This window comes from Amycolatopsis sp. CA-211722 (assembly GCF_056828465.1).
The window spans coordinates 1,646,608-1,670,403 of record NZ_CP184752.1 but is presented as its reverse complement, the minus strand read 5'-3'; the positions used below and the strand labels follow the sequence as shown (position 1 = coordinate 1,670,403).

The 23,796-nt window shown below is 69.3% G+C and carries 20 protein-coding genes; 14 read left to right on the top strand and 6 right to left on the bottom strand.

Going from position 1 to position 23,796, the window contains the following annotated elements; all coding sequences use genetic code 11:
- Window positions 1-67 precede the first annotated feature (67 nt).
- The 6 genes from ACOCEP_RS08210 to ACOCEP_RS08185 all read left to right on the top strand — a co-directional run bounded on the left by ACOCEP_RS08210 (window position 68) and on the right by ACOCEP_RS08185 (window position 6,505).
- On the top strand, window positions 68-2,053 hold the full coding sequence (locus ACOCEP_RS08210; protein ID WP_482336669.1) for a DUF6779 domain-containing protein: 1,986 nt from the start codon (window positions 68-70) through the stop codon (window positions 2,051-2,053).
- A 28-nt stretch (window positions 2,054-2,081) separates the two neighbouring features.
- The gene (locus tag ACOCEP_RS08205) at window positions 2,082-3,251 is read left to right on the top strand and encodes a PrsW family intramembrane metalloprotease (protein ID WP_482336668.1); all 1,170 of its coding nucleotides are present in this window, start codon (window positions 2,082-2,084) and stop codon (window positions 3,249-3,251) included.
- A gap of 134 nt (window positions 3,252-3,385) precedes the next feature.
- Window positions 3,386-4,312 carry a Rossmann-like and DUF2520 domain-containing protein gene (locus tag ACOCEP_RS08200; protein ID WP_482339643.1) on the top strand — a complete coding sequence of 309 codons (927 nt, stop codon included), beginning with the start codon at window positions 3,386-3,388 and terminating at the stop codon, window positions 4,310-4,312.
- A complete protein-coding gene (gene panC / locus ACOCEP_RS08195) occupies window positions 4,309-5,214 on the top strand; it encodes a pantoate--beta-alanine ligase (protein WP_482336667.1) in 906 nt (301 codons plus the stop codon). Before ACOCEP_RS08200 ends, panC begins: the two co-directional genes overlap by 4 nt.
- Before the next feature lie 12 nt (window positions 5,215-5,226).
- Window positions 5,227-5,721: an aspartate 1-decarboxylase gene (gene panD, locus ACOCEP_RS08190; protein ID WP_016337767.1), complete on the top strand. Its 495-nt coding sequence runs from the start codon at window positions 5,227-5,229 to the stop codon at window positions 5,719-5,721.
- Between the two features lie 4 nt (window positions 5,722-5,725).
- The gene (locus tag ACOCEP_RS08185) at window positions 5,726-6,505 is read left to right on the top strand and encodes a type III pantothenate kinase (RefSeq protein ID WP_482336666.1); all 780 of its coding nucleotides are present in this window, start codon (window positions 5,726-5,728) and stop codon (window positions 6,503-6,505) included.
- Between the two features lie 46 nt (window positions 6,506-6,551).
- On the opposite strand, the gene ACOCEP_RS08180 is transcribed toward ACOCEP_RS08185, so the two are convergent.
- Complete coding sequence (locus ACOCEP_RS08180; protein ID WP_482336664.1) at window positions 6,552-7,316, bottom strand: class I SAM-dependent methyltransferase; 765 nt, start codon at window positions 7,314-7,316, stop codon at window positions 6,552-6,554.
- Complete coding sequence (locus ACOCEP_RS08175) at window positions 7,313-8,086, bottom strand: class I SAM-dependent methyltransferase (RefSeq protein WP_482336663.1); 774 nt, start codon at window positions 8,084-8,086, stop codon at window positions 7,313-7,315. Before ACOCEP_RS08175 ends, ACOCEP_RS08180 begins: the two co-directional genes overlap by 4 nt.
- Before the next feature lie 96 nt (window positions 8,087-8,182).
- Between ACOCEP_RS08175 and lysS the strand changes: the two genes are divergently transcribed.
- Together lysS and ACOCEP_RS08165 are read left to right on the top strand one after the other, a co-directional pair.
- The gene (gene lysS, locus ACOCEP_RS08170; protein ID WP_482336662.1) at window positions 8,183-9,694 is read left to right on the top strand and encodes a lysine--tRNA ligase; all 1,512 of its coding nucleotides are present in this window, start codon (window positions 8,183-8,185) and stop codon (window positions 9,692-9,694) included.
- 152 nt (window positions 9,695-9,846) lie between these two features.
- The gene (locus ACOCEP_RS08165) at window positions 9,847-10,200 is read left to right on the top strand and encodes a histone-like nucleoid-structuring protein Lsr2 (protein WP_005165380.1); all 354 of its coding nucleotides are present in this window, start codon (window positions 9,847-9,849) and stop codon (window positions 10,198-10,200) included.
- Between the two features lie 6 nt (window positions 10,201-10,206).
- On the opposite strand, the gene ACOCEP_RS08160 is transcribed toward ACOCEP_RS08165, so the two are convergent.
- Window positions 10,207-11,046, bottom strand: a complete 840-nt coding sequence (locus ACOCEP_RS08160) for an AraC family transcriptional regulator (RefSeq protein ID WP_482336661.1) — start codon at window positions 11,044-11,046, stop codon at window positions 10,207-10,209.
- Window positions 11,047-11,112: 66 nt separating this feature from the next.
- Between ACOCEP_RS08160 and ACOCEP_RS08155 the strand changes: the two genes are divergently transcribed.
- The gene (locus tag ACOCEP_RS08155) at window positions 11,113-11,694 is read left to right on the top strand and encodes a TIGR03086 family metal-binding protein (RefSeq protein WP_482336659.1); all 582 of its coding nucleotides are present in this window, start codon (window positions 11,113-11,115) and stop codon (window positions 11,692-11,694) included.
- On the opposite strand, the gene ACOCEP_RS08150 is transcribed toward ACOCEP_RS08155, so the two are convergent.
- Window positions 11,691-12,449: a (2Fe-2S)-binding protein gene (locus ACOCEP_RS08150; protein ID WP_482336657.1), complete on the bottom strand. Its 759-nt coding sequence runs from the start codon at window positions 12,447-12,449 to the stop codon at window positions 11,691-11,693. The genes ACOCEP_RS08155 and ACOCEP_RS08150 overlap by 4 nt on opposite strands.
- Before the next feature lie 406 nt (window positions 12,450-12,855).
- On the opposite strand from ACOCEP_RS08150, the gene ACOCEP_RS08145 reads away from it, so the two are divergent.
- The 4 genes from ACOCEP_RS08145 (at window position 12,856) to ACOCEP_RS08130 (ending at window position 18,291) form a co-directional block, all read left to right on the top strand.
- Complete coding sequence (locus tag ACOCEP_RS08145) at window positions 12,856-15,414, top strand: ATP-dependent Clp protease ATP-binding subunit (protein WP_482336656.1); 2,559 nt, start codon at window positions 12,856-12,858, stop codon at window positions 15,412-15,414.
- A 346-nt stretch (window positions 15,415-15,760) separates the two neighbouring features.
- On the top strand, window positions 15,761-16,126 hold the full coding sequence (locus ACOCEP_RS08140) for a type II toxin-antitoxin system RelE/ParE family toxin (protein WP_482336655.1): 366 nt from the start codon (window positions 15,761-15,763) through the stop codon (window positions 16,124-16,126).
- 1 nt (window position 16,127) lies between these two features.
- A complete protein-coding gene (locus ACOCEP_RS08135) occupies window positions 16,128-16,466 on the top strand; it encodes a helix-turn-helix domain-containing protein (RefSeq protein ID WP_482336654.1) in 339 nt (112 codons plus the stop codon).
- A gap of 61 nt (window positions 16,467-16,527) precedes the next feature.
- Window positions 16,528-18,291, top strand: a complete 1,764-nt coding sequence (locus ACOCEP_RS08130) for an Hsp70 family protein (protein WP_482336652.1) — start codon at window positions 16,528-16,530, stop codon at window positions 18,289-18,291.
- Here ACOCEP_RS08130 and pcp read toward each other — a convergent pair whose 3' ends face one another.
- Both pcp and ACOCEP_RS08120 read right to left on the bottom strand, forming a co-directional pair.
- Window positions 18,292-18,927 (bottom strand): pyroglutamyl-peptidase I, encoded by a 636-nt coding sequence (pcp, locus tag ACOCEP_RS08125; RefSeq protein WP_482336650.1) that lies wholly within the window; start codon window positions 18,925-18,927, stop codon window positions 18,292-18,294. It lies immediately after the preceding gene.
- Window positions 18,928-18,953: 26 nt separating this feature from the next.
- Window positions 18,954-20,369: a M1 family metallopeptidase gene (locus tag ACOCEP_RS08120; protein ID WP_482336649.1), complete on the bottom strand. Its 1,416-nt coding sequence runs from the start codon at window positions 20,367-20,369 to the stop codon at window positions 18,954-18,956.
- 240 nt (window positions 20,370-20,609) lie between these two features.
- On the opposite strand from ACOCEP_RS08120, the gene ACOCEP_RS08115 reads away from it, so the two are divergent.
- Window positions 20,610-23,795, top strand: a complete 3,186-nt coding sequence (locus ACOCEP_RS08115; protein ID WP_482336647.1) for an ATP-binding protein — start codon at window positions 20,610-20,612, stop codon at window positions 23,793-23,795.
- Window position 23,796 lies beyond the last annotated feature (1 nt).

Below are 23,796 nucleotides of genomic sequence, written 5' to 3'. Positions count from 1 at the left end.
CTCGAGAGCCACCGCTCGAAGTACCGACTAGGTCTCGTTCGGATTACTAGAAGGTACGGTGTTGGGCATGACCGGGGTGGGTGACGACTCGCGCGGCCGCCTTGCGGGTAGGCCGTGGCTTGTCGTCGGCTTGGTTCTCGCCGTCGGCGCGACTCTCGCATTGGTGCTTTCCGACGACCTCCGCTACTTGCGGCTGGGCATCGTCGCGGCGCTGTGGGCCGCCTTGATCGGTGCGTTCCTCGCGGTCCGCTACCGCAAGCACGTGTCGCAGAGCGAAGACGCCGTCGCCGAAGCGCAGGCCGTCTACGAGCTGGAGCTGGAACGCGAGATCGCCGCCCGCCGCGAGTTCGAGCTGGAGATCGAGGCGGAGACCAGGCAGGCCGCCGAGAGCCGCTCCCAGGAAGAGCTCGAAGCGCTCAGAGCCGAGGTGAGCGCCCTGCGGGAAAGCCTCCAGTCGCTCTTCGGCGGCGAGGTCCTCCTCGAACGCGTCGCGCTCACCGCGCAGGCCACCCGGATGCGGTCCCTCGACAACAAGCAGCTGATGAGCGCCGGATCCGAGAACGGCAACGGCAAACCCCAGCTCATGGCGGCCAAGGGCACCACGATCGACGTCGACGAGCGTGAACGCGAGCGCGAACGCCCGACGGAGATGATCGACCGCGTTCTCGAACCCGCCGCCGCGCGGGCCGGGACGCCGCCCGCCGCCCGCCGTAAACCGGCGAACGGCCAGGTCAACGGCGCGGGCGGCTACGGCCAGAGCAATCAGGTCCAGCGGCCGAAACCGGTCGACGAGTCGACTCGCCGCAGTATGCGCAAGGCGGACGCCCGCGCCTCGAAGGCGGCCGAAGCGCTCGCCGCCGAAGCCGCCCGCCGCGAGCGGATGGAGATGTCGAACCCCGGGATGTCGCCCGCCGAGGTCTCCCGGCCGATGCCGAGGGTCGACGCCCAGCGCAAGACCCCGCCGCCGGTGACCCCGGCCGAGGTGTCCCGCCCGTCCATGCCGGGGGTTTCGCGCGCCGAGGTCTCACAGCCCTCGATGCCCACCGTCGCCCGGCAGCCCCAGCGCAACGAGCCGCCCCGCCGCCCTCAGCAGTCGTCGCTGCAGCAGCGGCTCGACGCCGGCACCGTGCAGCGTCCCCCCGCGCCGCGGCCCGAGGAGCAGACCCGGAAGCAGACGCCGCCGGTGAAGCCGCCCGCGCCCGCGAAGCCGGTCAAGAAGGTCGAGCCGGACCGTCCCCGGCCGAATCGCGAGCTCGGCCTGACCCGCCCCGGGATGAAGCCGGTCGAGCGGTCCCGTCCGGCCGGCGGCACGCCGCCGCCCCCGAACAAGCCGGCCGCGCCGGAGCCCATGGAGGCCACCGGCGAGTGGAAGCCGTCGTGGACGCAGGAGCGCCCGGTCTCCGACCTGAGCGCGGCGTTCCCCAGGAAGGACGACTTCCAGGACAGGCTGCGTCCCAAGCCCCAGCAGCCGCAGCCTTCGGTGTCCCTGCCCCGGCCGGAGCCGCGTCCCGAGCCTCGTCGTGAGCCGGAGCCGCCGACCCCGCCGTCGATCCCGGCCGTGTCCGAGCCGCCTCGCCGGGCCGAGCCCGTGCGGAAGCCCGAGCCCGAACCGGTGCGCCGTCCGGCGGCCGAGGCGCCGTCGCGGCACGGCTCGCCGCCCGTCGAGGAGCCGCTCGCGGTCAACCCGACGCTGCCCGAAGAGATCCGCCTGGCGCAGAACGGCGGCGGTGGACGCCGTCGCCGCGCGGCGGAAGACTCCTCGGTTTCGCTCACCCCGGCCCCGAACGTTCCCGAGCCCACCGGTGGCGGTCGTCGCCGACGGCCGGACGGCGAGCCCCCGGCCTGGCAGAGCGCCGAGTCCTCGGGCGGCCGTCACGGCGGCAGGCGGGCGAAGCCGGACGACGAGACGCCGTCCCGCAACGGCTCTTCGCACAGCCGTCCGGAGACCTCCGACGCGGGTTCCCACGCGTCCGGCCGGTCGGTGATGGATCTGCTCGCCGCCAACGGCGCGAACGAATCCACTCCGCGGCGCAGGCGGCGTGCCGAAGACTGACCCCGTACCGACGGTAGGGTGACCCGCTGTGAGCGAGCCTTCCTCCCCGGCGCCCGGCCCCGGACCGACCCGCCGGTCCCGGTCGATCACCGTGCTGCTGCCGGTGCTCGGGCTGATCGCCGTCGCGTTGTGCGGGCTGTTCGTCTTCGGCACGGTGACCGAGAAGGTCGGCCCGCTCGCGGTGGGGATCGGCGTGCTCGCGGCGCTGGTCCCGGTCGCCGTGGTGGTCACCGCGTTCCTGTGGGTCGACCGCTGGGAGCCCGAACCGCCGAAGCTCCTGCTGCTCGCCTTCGTCTGGGGCGCGTGCGTCGCGACGATCATCGCGCTGCTGCTCAACAGTGGCGCCGAAGCCGTCGGTGATCTGCTGCTCGGTACCGGTGTCGGCGGCAAGATCAGCGGTCTCGTCTCCGCGCCGCTGGTCGAGGAGGCCGCGAAGGCCGCTTTCATCCTCTTGCTGTGGTGGCGCCGCCCGAGCGAGTTCGACGGCGTCGTGGACGGCATCGTCTACGCCGGGTTCACCGCGGCGGGCTTCGCCTTCACCGAGAACATCTACTACTTCGGCCGCGCCTTCGCCGAGCACGGCTTCGGTGACGGCACGAGCGCCGGTGTGCTCGCGGCGTTCTTCCTCCGCGGTGTGCTTTCGCCGTTCACCCATCCGCTGTTCGCCGTGATGACCGGGATCGGGCTCGGCGTCGCCGCGAGCAGCAAGGTGCGCTCGCTGCGGATCCTGGCGCCCATCGGCGGGTACGTCGTCGCGGTGCTGCTGCACGCGCTCTGGAACGGCGCCGCGCTGCTCGGCGGCGCGAAGACCTTCCTGAACGTCTACTTCCTGATCATGGTGCCGCTGTTCATCGGGGTCTTCTCGGTGGTGGTCATGCAGCGGCGCCGTGAGCAGCGGATCGTCGCGGCCGCGCTGCCCATGATGGTCGACGCGCGCTGGATCGCGCCGTCCGAGGTCCCGCTGCTGGCCAGCCTCTCCGGACGGCGGTCGTGGCGGAAACAGGCGCGGAAGCAGTCGGGACGGGAGGCGGCGAAGGCCGTCGGCCGCTACCAGGCCAGCGTGACCGAGCTCGCGTTCCTCCGGCGCGGACGGAAGCTCACCGACGACGCGAAACAGCGCCAACGTGAGCTGCTCCAGGTGCTCAAGACGTCGCGGGCCGAGGCCGTGCGGCTGGCCGACGGCGCGCCGCGCGGATGACCACTGTCAGGTGAAGCTGGTCACGGGGGCCGGTTCAGACCCGTGCCGGAGGGTTACCCTCGCGCCGTCGTCTGGTACCCGCGACCGCAGAGCGGGACTGGAACGAGTTGAGGAGTTTCGACCATGAGCGTCCACTGGCGCGCGCCATGATGAGGCCCGCTCGCCTGGCCGTAGGCGTCGTTTCCGCGGGGCGCGTCGGCAGTGTCGTCGGCGCCGCGCTCACCAGGGCCGGGCATACGGTCGTCGCCGCTTCGGGCCTTTCCAACGCTTCGGTGCGCCGGGCGGAGCAACTGCTCCCCGACGTGCCCCTCCTGCCGCCCGACGAGGTCGCCCGCCGGGCCGACCTGGTCCTGCTGGCCCTTCCGGACGACGCGCTCGCGGGGATGGTGCGCGGTTTCGTCGCCACCGGATCGCTGCGGCCAGGGCAGATCGTCGTGCACACCTCCGGCGCGCACGGGATCGACGTCCTCGCGCCCGCCGCCGAGGCCGGGGCGCTGCCGCTGGCCCTGCACCCCGTGATGACCTTCACCGGCCGCGCCGAAGACCTCGAACGGCTGGCCACCTGCAGCGTCGGCGTCACCGCGACGGAGGGTGACGAAGCGGCGTGGAACGTCGGCGAGGCGCTGACCGTGGAGATGGGCGCGGAGCCCGTCCGGGTCCCCGACCAGGCGCGGGCGCTCTATCACGCGGCGCTGGCCCACGGCGCGAACCACCTGATGACACTGGTCGCCGACTGCGGGGAACTGTTGCGGGAGGCGGGAATCGCCCAGCCCGAACGCCTGGTGGCTCCGTTGTTGTCGGCGGCGTTGGATAATGTTCTGCGACACGGGGACCGGGCGCTGACCGGGCCGGTGGCCCGTGGTGATCTCGGCACCGTGCGTAAGCATCTCGCGGTGCTGGCCGAACGTGGCCCCGACATCGCCCCGAGCTACCGCGCGCTGGCCAAGCGCACGCTGGCGCGCGGCGACGCCGCCGGGCTCCTGGACGCTTCGGCCGCCGCCGAGCTCACCGAACTCCTGAGTGATCCCGCAGATCCCGCCGAAGGGCAGCAAAACCAGTGACCACACCGAAATTCGCCCGAGGCACGCTGCACACCTTCCAGCCGCCCGAGCAGGTCAGCCAGGTGACGCGTGCCCTGCACGGCGTCGGCCGGAAGGTCGCGCTCGTGCCCACGATGGGCGCCCTGCACGCGGGGCACCGCGAGCTGATCCGCCGGGCGAAGCGCCTGCCGAACACGGTGGTCGCGACGTCGATCTTCGTGAACCCCCTGCAGTTCGGGGAGGGCGAGGATTTCGAGGCGTACCCGCGTCCGCTGGACAAGGACCTCGAGGTGCTGAAGGAGGACGGAGTCGAGCTGGGCTTCCTGCCCAAGGCGTCGGATCTGTATCCCGAGGGGGCCACCGTCACGGTGCATCCCGGCGCGCTCGGCGACGAGCTGGAAGGCGCGGCGCGGCCGGGGCATTTCGCCGGCGTGCTGACCGTGGTGGCGAAACTGTTCAACATCGTGCGGCCGGACTACGCCTTCTTCGGGGAGAAGGACTACCAGCAGCTGGTGCTGATCAAGAAGATGGTGCGTGACCTGAACTTCGACACCCGTGTCATCGGGGTGCCGACGGTCCGGGAACGCGACGGGCTGGCGTTGTCCTCGCGCAACGTCTACCTGACCCCGGAACAGCGCGAGGACGCGATCGTGTTGTCGGCGGCGCTCACCGCGGGTGCCTTCGTCGGACGCGACGGCGCGGAAGCCGTGCTGGCGACCGCCAGGCAGACCCTCGCCGCGCGTCCCGCGGTCGAGGTCGATTATCTCGAGTTGAGGGGAACCGACCTCGGGCCCGCGCCCGTGGACGGTGAAGCGCGGTTGCTGATCGCGGCCAGGGTGGGGAGTACCCGGCTGATCGACAACGTCGGCGTGGTGCTCGGCGCCGCCGACCATCCGGAACACGCGCTGGACGCAGGGGAATAGGGAGAGTCCACGATGTACCGCACGATGCTGAAATCGAAGATCCACCGGGCGACGGTCACCCAGGCCGACCTCCACTACGTCGGCTCGGTGACCGTCGACGAGGACCTGATGGACGCGGCGGATCTGCTGCCGGGCGAACAGGTGTCCATTGTGGACGTCACCAACGGCGCGCGGCTCGAAACGTACGTGATCGCGGGCGAACGCGGCAGCGGGGTGCTCGGTATCAACGGCGCCGCGGCGCATCTGGTGCACCCCGGTGATCTGGTGATCCTGATTTCGTACGCGCAGATGGAGAACGCCGAGGCGGCCGCGTTCCGGCCGCGGGTCGTCTTCGTCGACGCGGACAACCGGATCGTCGAGAAGGGCGCCAACCCCGGGCACGCGCCGGAGGGTTCGGGTCTGCTGAGCGGCACCGTGACACTGGCCGACGACGACACGATGACCTTCCCGGTCGCCGAAACCGCCGACGCCCGCCGTCTCGACGCGCTGTTGCACGCCGAAAGCTGAGCCCTTGCTGCTCACGGTCGACGTCGGCAACACCAACATCGTTCTCGGGCTGTACGACGGCCAAGAGCTGGTCGGCGACTGGCGCATGCGCACCGACGCGCGCATGACCGCCGACGAGCTCGCGCTGACCATGCGCGGGCTCCTCGGTTCGCACGCGGACGCGATCACCGGGATCAGCGCGCTGTCCACGGTTCCCGCCGTGCTGCGGGAGCTGCGCGTCATGCTTTCGCGGTACTACGCCAAGGTGCCGAAGATCGTCGTCGAGCCGGGGGTGCGCACCGGTGTGCCGCTCCTGGTCGACAACCCCAAGGAGGTGGGCGCGGACAGGCTGGTGAACACCCTCGCCGCGCACCATCTGCACCCGGACACCGCCTGTGTGGTGGTCGATTTCGGGACTTCGACCAATGTGGACGCCATCTCCGCCAAGGGCGAGTTCCTCGGCGGCGCGTTCGCGCCCGGGATCGAGATCTCGGTCGACGCGCTGGCCGCGCGGGCCGCGGCGCTGCGCAAGGTGGAGCTGGTGCCGCCGCGGTCGGTGATCGGGAAGAACACCGTGGAATGCCTGCAGTCCGGCATCCTCTACGGTTTCGCCGGCCAGGTCGACGGCCTCGTGAAGCGGATCAAGCGCGAGCTGTCGCCCGGCGGGACGGAGCCGGTCGCGGTGATCGCGACCGGTGGCCTCGCGCCCCTGGTGCTCGGCGAGTCCGAGACGATCACCGAGCACGCGCCCGATCTGACGCTCCTCGGCCTCCGCCTGGTCTACGAGCGCAACCACCGCGTTTAGTCCTCTAGATGCGGTCCTTGCGTGTGCAACTACCGCATTTAGAGGACTAAACGCGGCGGGAGGCGACCATCAGCACCCGCCGCGTCATCAGGTCCTGGTTCCGCAGCGTCTGTTCGAGGCTCGCCCGCAGCCGAGCCGGATCCTGCCCCGATTCCGCGGCCAATTCCTCCACCCGCGCGAGCGAGAGCTCGACGGTCCGCCGTTGCCGCGCCCGCCAGTCCGGGGTCTCCTCATAGGAGAGGACGTCGAACCCCGCCGCTTCCAGCAGCGGCCGGTGGTCGGCCACCTGAGGCGGCCGGTTCACCGGCTGCCCGTCGAAGTCCCAGGTCGTGACGAGCAGACGTCCGCCTGGCACGAGGATCCGCGCGAACTCCGCGCAGGCACGCCGTTTGTCGGGCGCGAACAGCAGCGCGTCGACGCTCATCACCGCCTCGAACGACGCGTCGTCCAGGCCGGTGTCCTGAAAGTCGCCGACCAGGAACTCGGTCGCTTCGACGTCCATCACCTCCGCACGACGCCGCGCCGCCGCCAGCGCCGTCTCGGCGATGTCGATGCCGGTGAGCGTCGCGTAGGTGCGCGCGGCGACCCACAGCCCGGGGCCGCCGCGCCCGCAGCCGATGTCGGCCAGCCGCCCACCCGGCTCCAGGCGGGCTTCGGCCGCGATGCGGCGCAGGTCGGTCCGGGTCACGAAGCTGTAGGTGTCCAGCTCCGCGGGGTACTCGTCGCCGTACGCCTCGGCCCAGATCCGCGCGGACACCGCCGACGCCGGAGCGCCGAACGTCGCGGTGAACGTCGCCTTCCAGTCGGTCATCGCTTACCCGCCCGGAAGACGGTGGTGGTGATCGGCAGGTCGAATTCCCCCGAGGCGGTTTCCGGATTCCGGTCGAGGAATTCCCGCGCCGTGCGAAGTCTGGCCTCACGTTCCTCCGCCGGGGCGACCAGCATGTGCGAATGGGTGGCGAGCGTCGCCACCAGGGTCTCCGCGGTCCTCGGCTGTTTGTGGCCGAACGTCTTCTTCTCGAACGGCTCGAAGGCCTCGTGTTCCGGCAACGATTCGTAGTCGCTCAGCCAGCGCCTGCTCGCCGAGGTCTTGATCAGGGCGTTCAGCTCCGCCAGCCAGCCGGACGACTCGTCGTCGTGATTCCACAGCGCGGCGACGACGCCGCCCGGTTTCAGCACCCTGGCCATCTCCGGATACGCCCGGTCGAGGTCGAACCAGTGGACGGCCTGGCCGACGACCACTGCGTCCACGGAGCCGTCCGGCAGCGGGATCTCCTCGGCCGTCCCGATGAGCGGGGTCACGGAAGGGAGCGCCTTCTTCAGTTCCGCGAGCATCTTCTCGTCCGGCTCCACCGCGGTGACCTCGACACCCAGCCCGAGCAGGCCTTCGCTGACCTTGCCGGTCCCCGCCGCGAGATCGAGTACCCGTACCGGCGCGTGCCGGGCGCCGGCCAGCCCCCAGGCCAGTGCCTTTTCCGGATAGTCCGGCCGGTGCGCGGCATAGGCGGCCGCTCTCGCGCCGAACGAGGCGGCGCGGCGGGCGTGCAGTTCGGGTTCGATGCCGGGACCGGATGAGTTCACGCGCTCAAGGTTAATGGACAGAAAACCGGCCGGTCCGGACCCGGAAAAGGTAATCCGGTTGGCGTAGGGAAGCGGCGGGTTCGTACGCTGTGCGCCATGACTGAAATCCCCGCATCCGAGGGCGTGAGCCCCGACGAAGACCTGCCGGAACAGATGCGGGTGCGCCGGGACAAGCGCGACCGGATAATCGCGGAGGGTATCGATCCGTATCCGGTAGAGGTGCCCCGGACGCACTCGCTGGCCGAAGTCCGCGCGAAGCATTCCGGTCTTCCGGCCGACACCGCCACCGGCGAGATCGTCGGTATCACCGGCCGGGTCATGTACATGCGCAATACCGGCAAACTGTGTTTCGCGAGTCTCCGTGAAGGCGACGGGACCGAGTTGCAGGCGATGCTCAGCCTCGCGAAGGTGGGCGAGGACGCTCTCGCGGCTTGGAAGTCCGATGTCGATCTCGGTGATCACGTATTCGTCTCCGGCGAGGTCATCACCTCGAAGCGTGGTGAGCTTTCCGTGATGGCCACCTCGTGGCGGATCACGTCGAAAGCATTGCGCCCGTTGCCCGTGGCGCACAAAGACCTCGCCGAGGAAACGCGGATCCGGCAGCGTTATGTCGATCTGATCGTGCGTCCCAAGGCGCGGGACGTGGTCCGCACCCGCGCCGGTGTGCTGCGTTCCCTGCGTGACTCGTTTCACGGCCGGGGATTCCTCGAGGTCGAGACCCCGATGCTGCAAACGCTGCACGGCGGCGCGGCGGCCAGGCCATTCGTCACGCATTCGAATGCCTTCGACCTCGACCTCTACTTGAGGATCGCGCCGGAGCTGTACCTCAAGCGTTGTGTGGTCGGCGGTATCGAGAAGGTCTTCGAGATCAACCGGAACTTCCGGAACGAGGGCAGTGACTCCTCGCACTCGCCCGAGTTCGCCATGCTCGAGTACTACGAAGCGTATGCGACCTATGACTCCAACGCGGTGATGACGCGTCAGCTCATCCAGGAGGCGGCGCAGAACGTTCTCGGTACTCAGGTGGTCACTCTGGCCGACGGTTCGGAGTACGACCTGTCCGGCGAGTGGACCACGCTCGGAATGTACGAGTCGTTGTCCGAGGCGTTGTCGGAAGAGGTCACTCCCGAGACATCGGCGGACAAGCTGCGTTCCTATGCCGAAGCGCGAGAGCTGGAGCTCGACCCGAAGTTAGGTCACGGCAAACTCGTCGAAGAACTTTGGGAACATCTCGTCGGCGATCATCTCCACGAACCTACTTTTGTCCGTGATTTTCCGGTCGAGACATCCCCGCTGACCAGGCAACATCGCAGCAAGCCGGGGGTCGCCGAGAAGTGGGATCTGTACGTGCGCGGATTCGAACTGGCCACCGGATACTCGGAGCTGGTCGATCCCGTCGTGGAGCGCCAGCGTCTGGTGGAACAGGCTCGGCTGGGTGCGCAGGGCGATAGTGAGGCCATGAACCTGGATGAGGATTTCCTCCGTGCGCTGGAGTACGGAATGCCGCCGAGCGGTGGTGTCGGAATGGGGATCGACCGGTTGCTGATGGCGCTGACCGGCCTTGGTATCCGGGAGACCATCCTGTTCCCGCTCGTCCGACCCGAATAACCCGTCCGCGTGACAGAGATACCTCGATCGTTCTCGTAAACAAGATTTGCGTTATGAGTCGGTAGCGGGTATTAATGTCGCTAGACAAAGTCTTCTGTCCGGGGCATGCCCCGTACCAGATCATTCGTGTAAGCCCCAGCAGGAGGAAACAGATGGCACAGAAGGTGCTCGTCTCGCTCGTCGACGACCTCGACGGCACCGAGGCGGAAGAGACCGTCGAGTTCGGTTTGGACGGTGTGAGCTACCAGATCGACCTTTCCGCGGAAAACGCGGAAGAGCTTCGTGACGCGCTGGCCCAGTATGTGGAGCACGCCCGTCGCGCGGGTGGCCGTAAGCGCACCGCCATTCGTCCGGTCGCCGGCGTGAAGGCCGCCGCCCGTCCCGCGACCGTGGACCGCGAGCAGAACCAGGCCATTCGCGCCTGGGCCCGCAAGAACGGCTTCCAGGTTTCCGACCGCGGACGTATCCCGTCCGAGGTCGTGGAGGCCTACCACAAGAAGAACTGAGGTCTTTCAGACTCCACGGCCGCCGGGAATCCGTTCCCGGCGGCTTTCTTGTTCTTGTACACGGTTCAACCGGGCGTACTCGGTGGGCGCCCATCCGGTCACGGAGCGGAAATCCCGGGTGAAGTGCGCTTGGTCGCTATAGCCCAGCGCGGTCGCCAGTTCCGCGTAGTCCGGCCGTTCCTCGGCGGCGATCCGTGCCGCCGCTTCGTTCAAGCGGTATACCTGAATCGCCCATTTGGGGGCGGCACCGACATGTTCGGCGAACAGGCGTTGCAGGCTTCGCTGAGACAGGCCGGTCCGGCTTGACAGCTCGCCGACTCTGGTAATGGCCGGATCGGCCGCGATTGTTTCCACCGCTTCGACGGCCGTCCTGGCCGCGGTGGTGAGCACGGGATCTCCGCCGAGTAGCAGTTCCTCGCAGCGGCGGACCATTTCGAAGTCGTCCGTCGCATTCCGTACCGATTCCGTCACCGGCCCGGCATCGGGGAAGAGATCGGTGAGCGGAACGGAACCGCCGGAGATCATCGAGACCGGACCGGTGAGGAATGCCCGGAAAGCCCCCGGCCGGAATCGCACGCCGATACCGTGGTCCCTGCCCGCGACGGTGTAGCGGAAAGGTCGTTTCCCGGGGCCGAACGCGCCGGCCGCGTCGCGGAAGAACGTGACGTTCACCGCGAGATTGGGCAGCACCACCTGTTCATGGGGCGGGCGGCCGGTCAGATCCCAGCGCAGCACCCAGTGATGGTCGACGAACGGGCGCAGCTCCGGCGCGGGCCGGTGCCGGACGAGGCTGAACTTCGCCTCCCGCAGGTTGACGATCCCCGCCGGGATCCGGTGCCCGCTCATGGGAGCAACCTAACCCTGTCGCGTTTCTTCAAGACAGCGCGCCGGGTTCCGTGAACTCATGCCCACATGTCCGAACACGCTGCCCTGATCGCCCCCGCCGCCGCGGAATTCGCCGGAATCCTGCGCGGGATCGGCGAGCCCGGCCTCTCCGCGCGCACCCCGTGCGCCGAATACGACGTCCGAGCGCTGCTGAACCACCTTCTCTACTGGGGCCCCTGGCTCGAAGCCGCCGGACGCAAGGCGGCGCCGCCCGAGGCGTCCTCCGGAGTGGCCGAGGCGGACCTCGTGGGCGCCGGATGGCTCGCCGCCATCGAAAAGCAGACCGCGCGGCTCGTGGACGTCTTCGGGGCGCCGGAGGCGTGGCGGGGACAGACCACCTTCGGCGGCAGCCCGATGCCCGCGTCGATGGCGGGATACATGGTGCTGGACGAGTTCGTCTTCCACGGCTGGGACCTCGCCAGGGCGACGGGCGCGAAGTTCTCCGTCCTCCCCGAAGTCGCCGACGCCGTGTACGCCATCGCGCTGGAGATCGGCGACCAGGCGCGCGCCATGAAGGTGTACGGCGAAGAAGTGACCGTCGCGGAGAATGCGACGACGTTCGAGCGCGCCTTGGGTGCGACGGGACGTGACCCCGGCTGGAAGCCTTAACGCGCTCTCGGGCAGCCGCCGCATTCCGATTCCGCGGGCAACAGATAGTTGAAACAGCAGCCCTCGCGGTTTCTCGTCCACTCGCGGCGTCCGTCGGCTCCCATGGTGAGCGTCAGCTTCGACGGCGAGGTCAGCGGTGGGAACCGGGCTTCGAGGACCAGGGCGGCGTCCGCGACGCCCGCGCCCTCGGACTCCGGGGTCCCGCCCAGCCGCCCGGCCGACCACAGCGCGTTGTCGAGCGCGTCCGTGGCCGCGGCCCACAACTGCCGTCGCCCGAGCCTCGTCAGCGGCCCGTAGACGTCGATGAACCGGCTCGCGTGGGCGACGTACCTGCCCCGCAGCACCGTCGCCAGCGCCCGCTCGTCCGGGACCACGACGGCCCGCGGATGCGCGGAGCCCGGGTCGGTCGGCAGGCAGTGGAACGTTTCGCCGAGGACGGCCACCGAATCGGGGTGGGGCCGGTCGGCGCCGATCCGGAACGCCAGCGCGGAGGGCGCCAGCGACGGGACGCGGCGTCCGTGATGGAGCAGCATCGCGCCGGCCAGGGCCGGGACGTGCAGGTACCAGGACAGGATCCAGCTCGCCGGGGTCCGCTCGGGGATCGTCTCCGCCTCGGGATACGCCTCGGTCAGCCAGCCGGAGAGCCGCTCCCGCCAGCGCACGAGCCGGGCCGGTTCACCGAGCAGATCGCCGCAGCGGACCCAGCCCGGCTCGCCTGCCGGCACGGCCGCGCGGAGCCGGGCGTCTTCGGGCATCCTGGAGAGGGAGTCCCGAAGCCCGCCTTCGGGTGACGTGAGTGTCCGAGGGTGCGACACGCCGGCCTCCCGTCATTAGGTACGCCTTACCTTACATACGGTCCGTGACTACTCCGGACGGGTGTCCATCCACTGGGCAGACCCGTGTTCGCGCTCAGCGGACAACGCTCGTCCGGCGGAATCCGAGCGCGCCTCCGCACGTTGGGCTTGACGTAAAGGTGCAGGGCAACCGGAAGATGAAAGAGCGCACGGCCGGAGAACGGCCGGGGCGCGAACGGGCCGCAATCAGCCGTAGTGGTACGCCAGCGCGACCGCATGGCTACTAGAGTGGTCTCACGGTGCTGAATCCATCGCGGTGAAAGCACGATGGAAACGGGCCGCCGTCGCAGCAGTCGAGGGAGTGCACATGTTTGAGAGGTTCACCGACCGCGCGAGGCGGGTGGTCGTCCTGGCCCAAGAAGAGGCCAGGATGCTCAACCACAACTACATCGGCACCGAGCACATCCTCCTGGGTCTGATCCACGAGGGTGAAGGTGTCGCCGCCAAGGCGCTGGAATCGCTGGGCATCGCGCTGGAGGGCGTCCGCCAGCAGGTCGAGGAGATCATCGGCCAGGGGCAGCAGGCCCCGAGCGGGCACATCCCCTTCACCCCGCGGGCCAAGAAGGTGCTTGAGCTGTCCCTGCGCGAAGCGCTGCAGCTCGGCCACAACTACATCGGCACCGAGCACATCCTGCTCGGGCTGATCCGCGAAGGAGAAGGCGTCGCCGCACAGGTGCTCGTCAAGCTCGGCGCGGACCTCAACCGGGTGCGTCAGCAGGTCCTGCAGCTGCTGTCGGGCTACCAGGGTGGCAAGGAGTCGACCGAGACCGGCTCCGGACGCGGTGAAGGCACCCCGTCGTCGTCGCTGGTGCTCGACCAGTTCGGCCGCAACCTGACCGTCCAGGCCCGCGAAGGCAAGCTCGACCCGGTCATCGGCCGGGGCAAAGAGATCGAGCGGGTCATGCAGGTGCTGTCGCGGCGCACCAAGAACAACCCGGTCCTCATCGGTGAGCCCGGCGTCGGCAAGACGGCCGTCGTCGAGGGGCTCGCGCAGAACATCGTCAAGGGCGAGGTGCCCGAGACGCTGAAGGACAAGCAGCTCTACACCCTCGACCTCGGCTCCCTGGTCGCCGGTTCCCGGTACCGCGGTGACTTCGAAGAGCGCCTGAAGAAGGTGCTCAAGGAGATCAAGACCCGCGGCGACATCATCCTGTTCATCGACGAGCTGCACACGCTCGTCGGCGCGGGTGCCGCCGAGGGCGCGATCGACGCCGCGTCGATCCTGAAGCCGATGCTGGCCCGTGGCGAGCTGCAGACCATCGGCGCGACCACGCTCGAGGAGTACCGCAAGTACATCGAGAAGGACGCCGCGCTGGAGCGCCGCTTCCAGCCGATCCAGGTCGGCGAGCCGTCGCTCGAGCACACGATCGAGATCCTGAAGGGTCTGCGTGACCGGTACGAGGCGCACCACCGCGTCTCGATCACCGACGGCGCGCTGGTGCAGGCGGCCACCCTCGCGGACCGCTACATCAACGACCGCTTCCTCCCGGACAAGGCGATCGACCTGATCGACGAGGCCGGCGCCCGGATGCGCATCCGCCGGATGACCGCGCCGCCGGACCTGCGCGAGTTCGACGAGAAGATCGCCGACGTCCGCAGGGACAAGGAGTCCGCGATAGACGCGCAGGACTTCGAGCGCGCCGCCCGCCTCCGCGACGAGGAGAAGACCCTCCTCGGCCAGAAGGGCGAGCGGGAGAAGCAGTGGAAGGACGGCGACCTCGACGTCGTCGCCGAGGTCGACGAGGAGCAGATCGCCGAGGTCCTCGCCAACTGGACCGGTATCCCGGTGTTCAAGCTCACCGAGGAGGAGACCACGCGTCTGCTCCGCATGGAGGAGGAGCTGCACAAGCGGATCATCGGCCAGGAGGACGCGGTCAAGGCCGTCTCCCAGGCGATCCGCCGCACCCGTGCCGGCCTGAAGGACCCGAAGCGCCCGTCCGGCTCGTTCATCTTCGCCGGCCCGTCCGGTGTCGGTAAGACCGAGCTGTCCAAGGCGCTCGCGGCGTTCCTGTTCGGCGAGGACGACGCGCTCATCCAGATCGACATGGGCGAGTTCCACGACCGCTACACCGCTTCGCGGCTCTTCGGTGCCCCTCCGGGCTACGTCGGCTACGAAGAGGGTGGCCAGCTGACCGAGAAGGTGCGGCGCAAGCCGTTCTCGGTGGTGCTGTTCGACGAGATCGAGAAGGCCCACCAGGAGATCTACAACACGCTCCTGCAGGTCCTCGAAGACGGTCGTCTCACCGACGGTCAGGGTCGTACGGTCGACTTCAAGAACACCGTGCTCATCTTCACCTCGAACCTGGGCACCTCGGACATCTCCAAGTCCGTTTCGCTCGGGTTCTCGTCCGGCGGTGACAGCACCAACCGGTACGAGAAGATGAAGCAAAAGGTCAACGAGGAGATGAAGAAGCATTTCCGGCCGGAGTTCCTGAACCGGATCGACGACATCATCGTCTTCCACCAGCTGACCAAGGAACAGATCATCGAGATGGTCGATCTGATGATCGCCCGCGTCGAGACGCAGCTCAAGGCCAAGGACATGGAGCTGGAGCTCACGCCCAAGGCCAAGTCGCTGCTCGCCAAGCGCGGCTTCGACCCGGTGCTGGGCGCGCGGCCGCTGCGTCGCACGATCCAGCGCGAGATCGAGGACCAGCTGTCGGAGAAGATCCTGTTCGGCGAGGTCCAGGCCGGGCAGATCATCCTGGTCGACGTCGAAGGCTGGAACGACGAAGAGGGCGAGAAGGACGACAAGGCGCACTTCGTCTTCCGTGGCGAAGCCCGGCCCTCGTCCGTCCCGGACGCCCCGCCGGTGAGCATCGGTGCCGGCTCGACCGAAGAGAACGGTGAAACCGAGGGCGAGTAAGTCCTTTCGGTTCCGGAAGTGCCCGTCGCGGTTCGCCGCGGCGGGCACTTCCGCGTTCGCGGCCGTGTCGTCCGTCTGATCACGTGAGTTACGCCTTCAATCACGCGAGTTCGCCTCCCAATCACGTGAGTTACGCCTTCAATCACGCGAGTTCCGTCTTTCCGTACGGACGCCATTCGTGTGTGGGTGGACGACACGCGTGATTGGGCGCGGGACTCACGTGATTGGAGGCGGAACTCGCGTGCGGTCCTTGCGGTTGCGGAAGGTGCCAAGGCGGAAGCGCACCTTCGTGGGAACTCTGGTCTTCGGGCCTCGACCGATATAAGGTCTACATTATGGTCGGCTGATGCAGTGGGAGATCGAACTTCACGAGGAAGTGGATCGCTGGTTCGCGGTGCTGTGTCGGGAAGAACCGCGTACGGCCGACCGGGTCGAAGAGGCGATCGACATGCTGGCTCGTGAAGGTCCCCGGCTCGGGCGGCCGCTGGTCGACCGGATCAGCGGATCGCGAAGACACAACTTGAAAGAGCTACGCCCGGCGTCGGCCGGGCATACCGAGATCAGGATCTTGTTCGTCTTCGATCCGGCGCGCAGGGCCGTGCTCCTGGTGGCCGGTGACAAGGCCGGAAACTGGAAACGGTGGTACGACATCAACATCCCGATCGCGGAGGAGCGATACCGGCACCATCTGGACGCGATGGAGGAAGGCTGAAATGGGTCGGTCCTGGAAAGAGGTCAAGGCCGAAAAGCTCGCCGCGGACCGTGACGCCGGCCGCGACGTCGAAGCAGCGCGGGCCGAGGCGCGAGAAGCCACTCAGGCGTACGTTCTCGGCTTCCGGCTGTCGCGACTGCGTGAGGACGTCGGACTGAGCCAGGCCGAGGTCGCCAAGCGGATGGGCGTCAGCCAGCCGCGGATCAGCCAGCTCGAGCAGGGTGATCCGAGCCAGATGGAATTGGACACGCTCCGCAGGTACATCGGCGCCTTGGGTGGCCGCATGCGCGTGGTCGCCGATTTCGACGATCGCGACGTCACCATTTCCACCGCCGTCTGAACCCGCCCCGGTCTCCCGATCTTCGCGTGAGACGATGCCCTCGGGTCCGGGAGGGGGACAGGTGGACGTTCTGGCGATCGATTTCGGTACCTCCAGCACGGTGGGGGTGCTTTCGATCCACGGCAGGGGGACGCAGGTCGTCGAGATCGACGGGTCGGTGACGATGTCGTCCGCGATCTACGCCGACAAGGACGGCACGGTCTTCGTCGGCCGCGACGCCGAACGCCGGGCCCGGCTGGATCCGAGCCGGTTCGAGCCGAACCCGAAGCGCCGCATCGACGAGGGCGCGCTCCAGCTCGGTGACCTCTCGCTCCCCATCGCCGACGCCTTCGCCGCGGTCCTGCGCCGGGTCGGCGAAGAGGCCGAGCTGCTGCTCCAGCGTCTGCCCGCCCAGGTGCGCATCTCGCATCCCGCGGGCTGGGGCCCGGATCGCAAGCAGATCCTCCGCGACGCCGCGCTCAAGGCCGGTTTCGGTACGACGATGCTCATTCCCGAGCCGGTCGCCGCCGCCGCGCATTACGCCTCGCTGAACAACGGTCACCGGCCGCCCGGTCCGATCGCGGTGTACGACCTCGGGGCGGGCACCTTCGACTGCGCGGTGGTCGGGGTCAGCGCGCAGGGTTTCGCCGTGCTGGCCGAGGACGGTCTGCCCGACCTCGGCAGTCTCGACATCGACCAGGCGCTCCTGGTGCACATCGGCCGCGAGGTCTCGCATTCCGAACCCGCGCGCTGGCAACGGATCCTGCGCCCGCAGTCGGTCAGCGACCGCCGGACGCGCCGGTCGTTGCTGCAGGACGTCCGTGACGCCAAGGAAAGCCTGTCCCGCCATCAGCAGACCGAGATCCCGATGCCGGAGCCGTTCGGCGACGTGCGGGTGACGCGGATGGAGCTCGAGGCGCTCGTCCGCCCGAGTTTCCTGCGCAGCGCCGAGCTGCTGGCCACCACGATCCGCCGTGCCGGGCTGTCCCCGGACCGCCTCGGTGGCGTCTACCTCGTCGGCGGGCCGAGCCGGATGCCGTTGCTCGCGAGCCTGCTGGCGAATCAGCTCAGGATCGCGCCGACGACCCAGGATCAGCCGGAGACGGCGGTCGCGTTCGGGCTGCTCCACGTGCCCGCCGGTGGCGAGGATTCCCAGCTGACGGTGCCCGCCTTCGCGCCGGTCGCGCCGCCGGTGCGGCAGCAGCCCGTTCAGCAACCGCCGCCGGTCCGGCAACAGCGCCCGCAGCCACCACGCTGGACGCCGCCACCGCCGGGCCGGAACTGGCAGAAGCCCACGACCTACGGCGTCGTCGCGCTCGCCCTCGCGGCGATCGTGACGACGATCGTCCTGCTCAGCGGCGGCGAAGACGAGCCGGTCGCCGGACCCGCCCCGGCGAAACCGGTGAGCTGCGATCAGCCCGGGACGAAGGACGCGCAGGGGTTCACGGACTGCCTCCGCCGGATCGCCGCCGTCATCCCGCAGCGGGACGAGTGCCGGGACGCGCCCGACGCCGCCGCCACGGTGGGCGCGTCGTCGGCGGTCACCTGCGTGTTCAAGGACGACAAGGGGTCGAACGCGATCAACTACTACCAGGGCGTCGCGATGACCGGCCTGGAGGACGGCGTCCGGCAGCGCATGACCAAGGGCAAACCCGCGGAGGGCACCTGGGCGGCCGACGGACTCCGAGGGCGCTACGTGGCGGGCGTAGGCGCGCGAAGCGGCATCGTGCTCTTCGGGACCGAAGACGCGCCGCTGAGCGCGATGCTCGTCTCGACCCGCAGCGACGGCTCCGCGCGGACGACCGCGGAGATGGTCGAGTTCTTCACCGCGCAGCTCAAACCTTGATCAGTGCAGGGTGCCCGCCGGTGTCGAAAGGTCTTCGGTCACCGACAGCGAGGTCTCCACGATGATCTCCAGCGCCTCGGCGGCGCGGTGCACGGCCAGGCTCGGCGCGGTCGTCCGCGCGGCCTGCTCCGGCGTGTACGGCACGTGCACGAAACCGCCGCGCACCCCGGGAAAATCGTTGTCCAGCAAGTGCATCAGCCCGTAGAAGACCTGGTTGCACACGTACGTCCCGGCGGTGTGCGAGACCGACGCCGGAAGCCCCGCGGCCTCGATCCCGGTGACACACGCCTTCACCGGCAGCGTGGTGAAGTACGCGTTCGGCCCGCCCGGGATGACCGGGACGTCGACGGGCTGCGACCCCGCGTTGTCCGGGATACGGGCGTCGATCAGGTTGATCGCGACCCGCTCCGGGGTGACGTCGGGACGCCCGCCCGCCTGGCCGACGCAGATCACCAGATCCGGGCGGTACTCGTCGATCGCGTCGCGCAAGGTGACCAGCGAACGCGAGAACACGCACGGCAGTTCGACGGCGACGGTGTCGTGCCGACGGCCGGTGAGCAGGGAAACCGCCTGCCACGACGGGTTCACCCGCTCACCGCCGAACGGTTCGAAACCGGTGAGGAGCACTGACGTCATGCCCTCACCCTAACGTGTGACGCGCCTCAGGCGGCCGGCTTGAGGTCCCCCGGGTAGAGGAACTCGGGCGCCGGTTTGGTGTTGCCGTAGAACCACGCGTCGAAGAAGCCCTGGAGGTTCTTGTGCGCGACGCGTTCGGCGAACTTCTGGAACTCCGGCAGGCTCGCGTTGCCGTCGCGGTGGATGGCCGGCCACGTCTTCAGGACGCGGTCGAACGGCGCCGCGCCGATGTAGTTCTTCAGCGCGTGCAGCGCCACCGGGCCCTTCGAGTAGACGTAGGTGAATTCGTTGCCGGGCCCCATGTCGTACAGCTTCCCGGCCCAGAACCGGTCCGTCGCCTTCTGCACGGCGGTCAGGTAGCGCGCCTTGAGGTCCTGGCCCGATTTCGCTTCCGACCACAGCCATTCCGCGTACGAGGCGAAGCATTCGTTGAGACAGACGTCCTTCCACTTGTCGACGGCGACCGAGTCGCCCCACCACTGGTGGGCGTTCTCGTGCACGATCGTCGGGACGTTGCCCGCCGCACCCGAATAGATCGGCCTGCTCAGCGTCTCCAGCGAGAACCCGATCGGCTCGGCGAGGAAGATGCCGCCCGCCGCGTCCACCGGGTAGCGCCCGAACTTCGACGCCAGGAAGTCGATGATCTCCGGCAGCCGCGCCTCGGCCTGCTTGGTCGACGCGGGGGTGCCGGGGGCGTAGGCGTTGACGACCGGGGTGCCGTCGGACAGCTTCGTCCGCTCGAACTCCCATTTGTCGATCGCGACGGTCGTCATGTAGGGAACGGCCGGGGTCTCCTCGGCCCAGACGTACGTGGTGTTGTTCCCCGAAGCGAACTTCCCGCGCTCGCGGCCGTTCGAGATGACACCCCATTCCGACGGCACGGTGACGGCGAGGTGGAAGGTCGCCTTGTCGCGCGGGGTGTCGTTGACCGGGTACCAGGTGGTCGCGGATTTCGGCTCGCCCGCGACGAACGCGCCGCCGGATTTCGCGTACTGCCAGCCGTTCTCACCCAGCGCCGGATCCTCGATCGGTTGCGGGACACCGTGATACGCGATTTCGGCGGTGAACCGCTCGTGGTTCCGCAGCGACCGCGCCGGGGTGATCACGAGTTCGTGGTCGCCGGTGCGGGTGAAGGCCGCCTTCCGTCCATTCACCTTGACCGAGTCGACGGTCAGCCCGCGCAGGTCGAGGTTGAACGAGCTCAGCGCCTGCGTGGTCCGTCCGGTGATCGTCTGCAAGCCGGTGAGCTGCTTGGTGGCGGGCTCGTAGCCGATTTTCAGGTTGTAGTCGCCGACGTCGTAGCCGCCGTTGCCGTCCTGCGGGTAGTAGCTGTCGCCCGCGCCGTCGGCGCCGGGTTTCCCGGTGTCGGCGAGGGCGGTCCCGCCGCCGAGGACACTCGCGGCCAGAACGGCGGCGATGACGGCCGTACTCCGGTACCTCATTCACGCTCCCAGTCGATCGGCTGTGACTCGGTCACGAACGTAGCGCCGTGACCACGGCCGTCCGCCCGGAAAGATCCTTCGTGCCCGGATAATCCCCACTTCCGTCGCCTGAAAGAGGTCTGGAGTCGAGAGCGCGCTCTGATGAACACAGCCTGAAAGAGGTCTGGAGTCCGAGAGCGCGCTCTGATGAACACGGCCTGGACGGGCTATCCGTTTGCGGCTTCTGGAAAGCTGGGGGTCGTGCGTGTGACGCTGCTGGGCCCGGTCGGTGCGGAGGCCGGTGACGGCACCCCGGTCGACATCGGCGGTGCTCGCCTCCGCATGCTCCTGGCCAGGCTCGCGCTGGAGCCCGGCCGTGCCGTCCCGGCGACGTCCCTCGTCGACGGTCTCTGGGGCGCGGAGCCGCCCGCCGACGCGGCGAACGCGCTGCAATCCCTGGTCTCGCGGTTGCGCAAGGTGCTGCGTGCCGACGACGTCACCCTCGACTCCGGCCCCGGCGGTTACCGCCTGGACGTCGCCCGCGAGGACGTCGACGTGTGCCGCTTCGAGCGCCTGGCCGCGGAGGGCCGCGCGGAGCTGGCGGCCGGCCGGGACGCCGGTGCGGCCGCGATTCTCGCCGAAGCGCTGGGCCTTTGGCGAGGTCAGGCGCTGTCCGACGTGCTCGATGCCCCGTTCGCGCGGGCACCGGCGACCCGGCTGGAGGATCTGCGTCTCGAAGCCGCCGAAGATCGTTTCGAGGCGGAGATCCGCCTCGGCGGGCACGACCGGGTCCTGGCCGATCTCAAGGAGGCGGCCACGCGGCATCCGCTGCGTGAACGCCTCGCCGGGCTGTGGATCCGGGCGTTGTGCGCGGCGGACCGGCAGTCCGACGCCCTCGCCGTCTACGAGGAGGTCCGGGCGGCGCTGGCCGATCAGCTCGGCGTCGACCCGTCGGCCGAACTCCGGGAGATCCATCTCGCCGCGTTGCGCGGTGAACTCGGCCCGCCGCCCGCGGCCGCCGATCATCTTCCGGTGCGGCTCACCAGTTTCGTCGGCCGCGACGACGAGCTGAAGCTGGTCGCGGAGCTGCTCGCGGGTGCGCGGCTGGTGACGCTCGTCGGGCCCGGCGGCGCCGGGAAGACACGGCTGGCCACCGAGGTCGCGACGCGGCATCCGGCGCACGCGCGCGGACGTGTCTGGTTCGTGCCGCTCGCCGGCGTCCGCGATCCGGGAGACCTGCCCGGCGCGGTCTTCGCCGCGCTGGAGCTGTGGGATCTCGGCCTCTCGCACGGCGGCGATCCGATGCGCCGCCCGGTGGACGCGCTGGCCAGGGTCGTGGAGACGCTGGGCGCCGGTGAATCGGTGCTGGTGCTGGACAATTGCGAGCATCTGGTCGACGCGGCCGCGGAACTGACGAACACCCTGTTGCGCCGCGTGCCGACTCTGCGGATCCTCGCGACGAGCCGGGAAGCGCTGGCCATCGACGGTGAGACGCTGTGCCCGCTCGGTCCGCTGTCCGTCCCGGAAGGCACACCGACCGTCTCCCAAGCGGCCGAGGCGGGCGCGATCCGGCTGTTCGTCGACCGTGCGGTGGCCGTCCGCCCGGACTTCGTGCTCGACGAGTCCACTGTGGACGACGTCGCGCAGATCTGCCACCGGCTGGACGGGATGCCGCTGGCACTGGAACTGGCGGCCGCGCGGCTGCGCTCGATGACGGTCGCGCAGATCTCGCGGCGGCTCGACGACCGGTTCCGCCTGCTGACCTCCGGCAGCCGCACCGCGCTGCCGCGGCAGCGCACGCTGCGGGCCGTCGTCGAGTGGAGCTGGGACCTGCTCGACGACGCCGAACGCGTGCTCGCGAGGCGGCTGTCGGTCTTCGGGGCCGGTGCCGAGGTGGAAGCGGTCGAGAGCGTCTGCGCCGGTGACGGCCTGCCCGTCGAAGACGCCCTGTACGTCCTCGGCTCGCTGGTCGAAAAGTCCATTGTGGACGCCATCGCCGGAGACCACGGCGAGCCGCGCTACCGCATGCTGGAGACCATCCGGGCGTACGCGGCGGAACGTCTCGACGAAGCCCAAGAGCGAGAACAGCTCACAAAGGCATACCACCGCTACTACGCCCAGCTCGCCGAGCGGCTGGAGCCGATGCTGCGGACGGCGGATCAGCTCATCGCGATCTCCCGCTACGACGCGGAGCACGGCAACATCGTGACCTCGCTCCGCCAGGCCATCGACGCCGGCGACGTGGAAATGGCGACCCGGCTGTACGGCGGCACCTTCTGGTACTGGCTGGTCAAGGGGGACAACGACCGGGGCGAGGCCTTCGTCGACGAAGTGCTCACCTTCGGAGAACGCCTGGAGGACGACTTCGCGGCCGCGTTCCGGGCGATGCGCGCGATCACCGGCATGGTGCCGGGTATCGGCGACCCCGAGGCCGTGCGGGAGCTCATCGACGACTGCGTGCGGACGAACGCGCACACCCGGTTCGCCGGGCTGGCGATCGGGCTGCCCATGCTGGCCTTCTTCAGCCAGAACAAGGAACTGGCGCGTCGTGAGGTCGAGCGGGCGCTGGCGAGCCCCGACCCGTGGGCCAGGTCGGCGGGGTCGTGGGCGCACAGTTTCCTGCTCGCGGACGACGGAGACCCCGACGGCGCGGACAAGGCCAGGGACAAGGCGTACGAAGGATTCACGGCCGTGGGCGATCGCTGGGGCACCGCGATGGCCGTGGGCATGAAGGCGGGCGACATCTCGATGTCGGGCGATCACGAGGCCGCGATCGCGCTGTACCGGCGAGGTCTCGCCCTCGCGCTCGAACTGGGGTCGCAGGACGACGTGATCCAGCAGCGCTGGCGGCTCGCGACGGAGTACGCCCGGGCCGGGGACCTCGAGACGGCGATGCGCGAGATGCGCGAGGCGGAGCGCTACGCGGTCGACACGGGCAACGACCAGCTCGCGGTGATGGTGCTGGTGGGCAAGGCCGATCTGCTCTGCCGCGCCGGGCGGATCGACGAGGCACGCGCGGTCGGCGCCCGGTTCCGGGAGCGGATGGCGTCGGTGCCGATGCCGGGCCTCTTCGGCGACGAGTTCGGCGGGTACATCGACACCGAGATCGCGCTGGCCGCCGGGGAGCTGGACGAGGCCGCGCGCGGTGCCGGGATCGTCGTGAAATCCACCGCGGAACGCGGTGACATGCCCGATCTCGGCCGGATCGTGGAGGTCTGCGGCCTGATCCGGTTCCGGCAGGGGAAGCCCGAGACGGCCGTCCGGCTGCTCGGCGCGGCGAACCTGCTGCGCGGCAGGCTGGACCTCGGGGAACCCGGTATCCGGCAGCTCATCGACGACCTTCGCGAGCATTTCGGCGAGGAGCGCTACCAAGAGCTCCTCGTCCAGGACGCCGGTCTGTCGCGCCCGGACCTGGTCGCCTGGATCCGTCAGGAGGCGAGCGCGTGAA

What these genes read in the sequence shown, in the direction of transcription:
- ACOCEP_RS08165 (WP_005165380.1), top strand. Translation starts at nt 9,847, where the DNA reads ATGGCACAGAAGGTGCTCGTCTCGCTCGTCGACGACCTCGACGGCACC.
- ACOCEP_RS08135 (WP_482336654.1), top strand. Translation starts at nt 16,128, where the DNA reads ATGGGTCGGTCCTGGAAAGAGGTCAAGGCCGAAAAGCTCGCCGCGGAC.
- ACOCEP_RS08145 (WP_482336656.1), top strand. Translation starts at nt 12,856, where the DNA reads ATGTTTGAGAGGTTCACCGACCGCGCGAGGCGGGTGGTCGTCCTGGCC.
- ACOCEP_RS08120 (WP_482336649.1), bottom strand. Translation starts at nt 20,369, where the DNA reads ATGAGGTACCGGAGTACGGCCGTCATCGCCGCCGTTCTGGCCGCGAGT.
- lysS (WP_482336662.1), top strand. Translation starts at nt 8,183, where the DNA reads ATGACTGAAATCCCCGCATCCGAGGGCGTGAGCCCCGACGAAGACCTG.
- ACOCEP_RS08210 (WP_482336669.1), top strand. Translation starts at nt 68, where the DNA reads ATGACCGGGGTGGGTGACGACTCGCGCGGCCGCCTTGCGGGTAGGCCG.
- ACOCEP_RS08150 (WP_482336657.1), bottom strand. Translation starts at nt 12,449, where the DNA reads ATGCCCGAAGACGCCCGGCTCCGCGCGGCCGTGCCGGCAGGCGAGCCG.
- ACOCEP_RS08180 (WP_482336664.1), bottom strand. Translation starts at nt 7,316, where the DNA reads ATGACCGACTGGAAGGCGACGTTCACCGCGACGTTCGGCGCTCCGGCG.
- ACOCEP_RS08160 (WP_482336661.1), bottom strand. Translation starts at nt 11,046, where the DNA reads ATGAGCGGGCACCGGATCCCGGCGGGGATCGTCAACCTGCGGGAGGCG.
- panD (WP_016337767.1), top strand. Translation starts at nt 5,227, where the DNA reads ATGTACCGCACGATGCTGAAATCGAAGATCCACCGGGCGACGGTCACC.
- ACOCEP_RS08140 (WP_482336655.1), top strand. Translation starts at nt 15,761, where the DNA reads ATGCAGTGGGAGATCGAACTTCACGAGGAAGTGGATCGCTGGTTCGCG.
- pcp (WP_482336650.1), bottom strand. Translation starts at nt 18,927, where the DNA reads ATGACGTCAGTGCTCCTCACCGGTTTCGAACCGTTCGGCGGTGAGCGG.
- ACOCEP_RS08155 (WP_482336659.1), top strand. Translation starts at nt 11,113, where the DNA reads ATGTCCGAACACGCTGCCCTGATCGCCCCCGCCGCCGCGGAATTCGCC.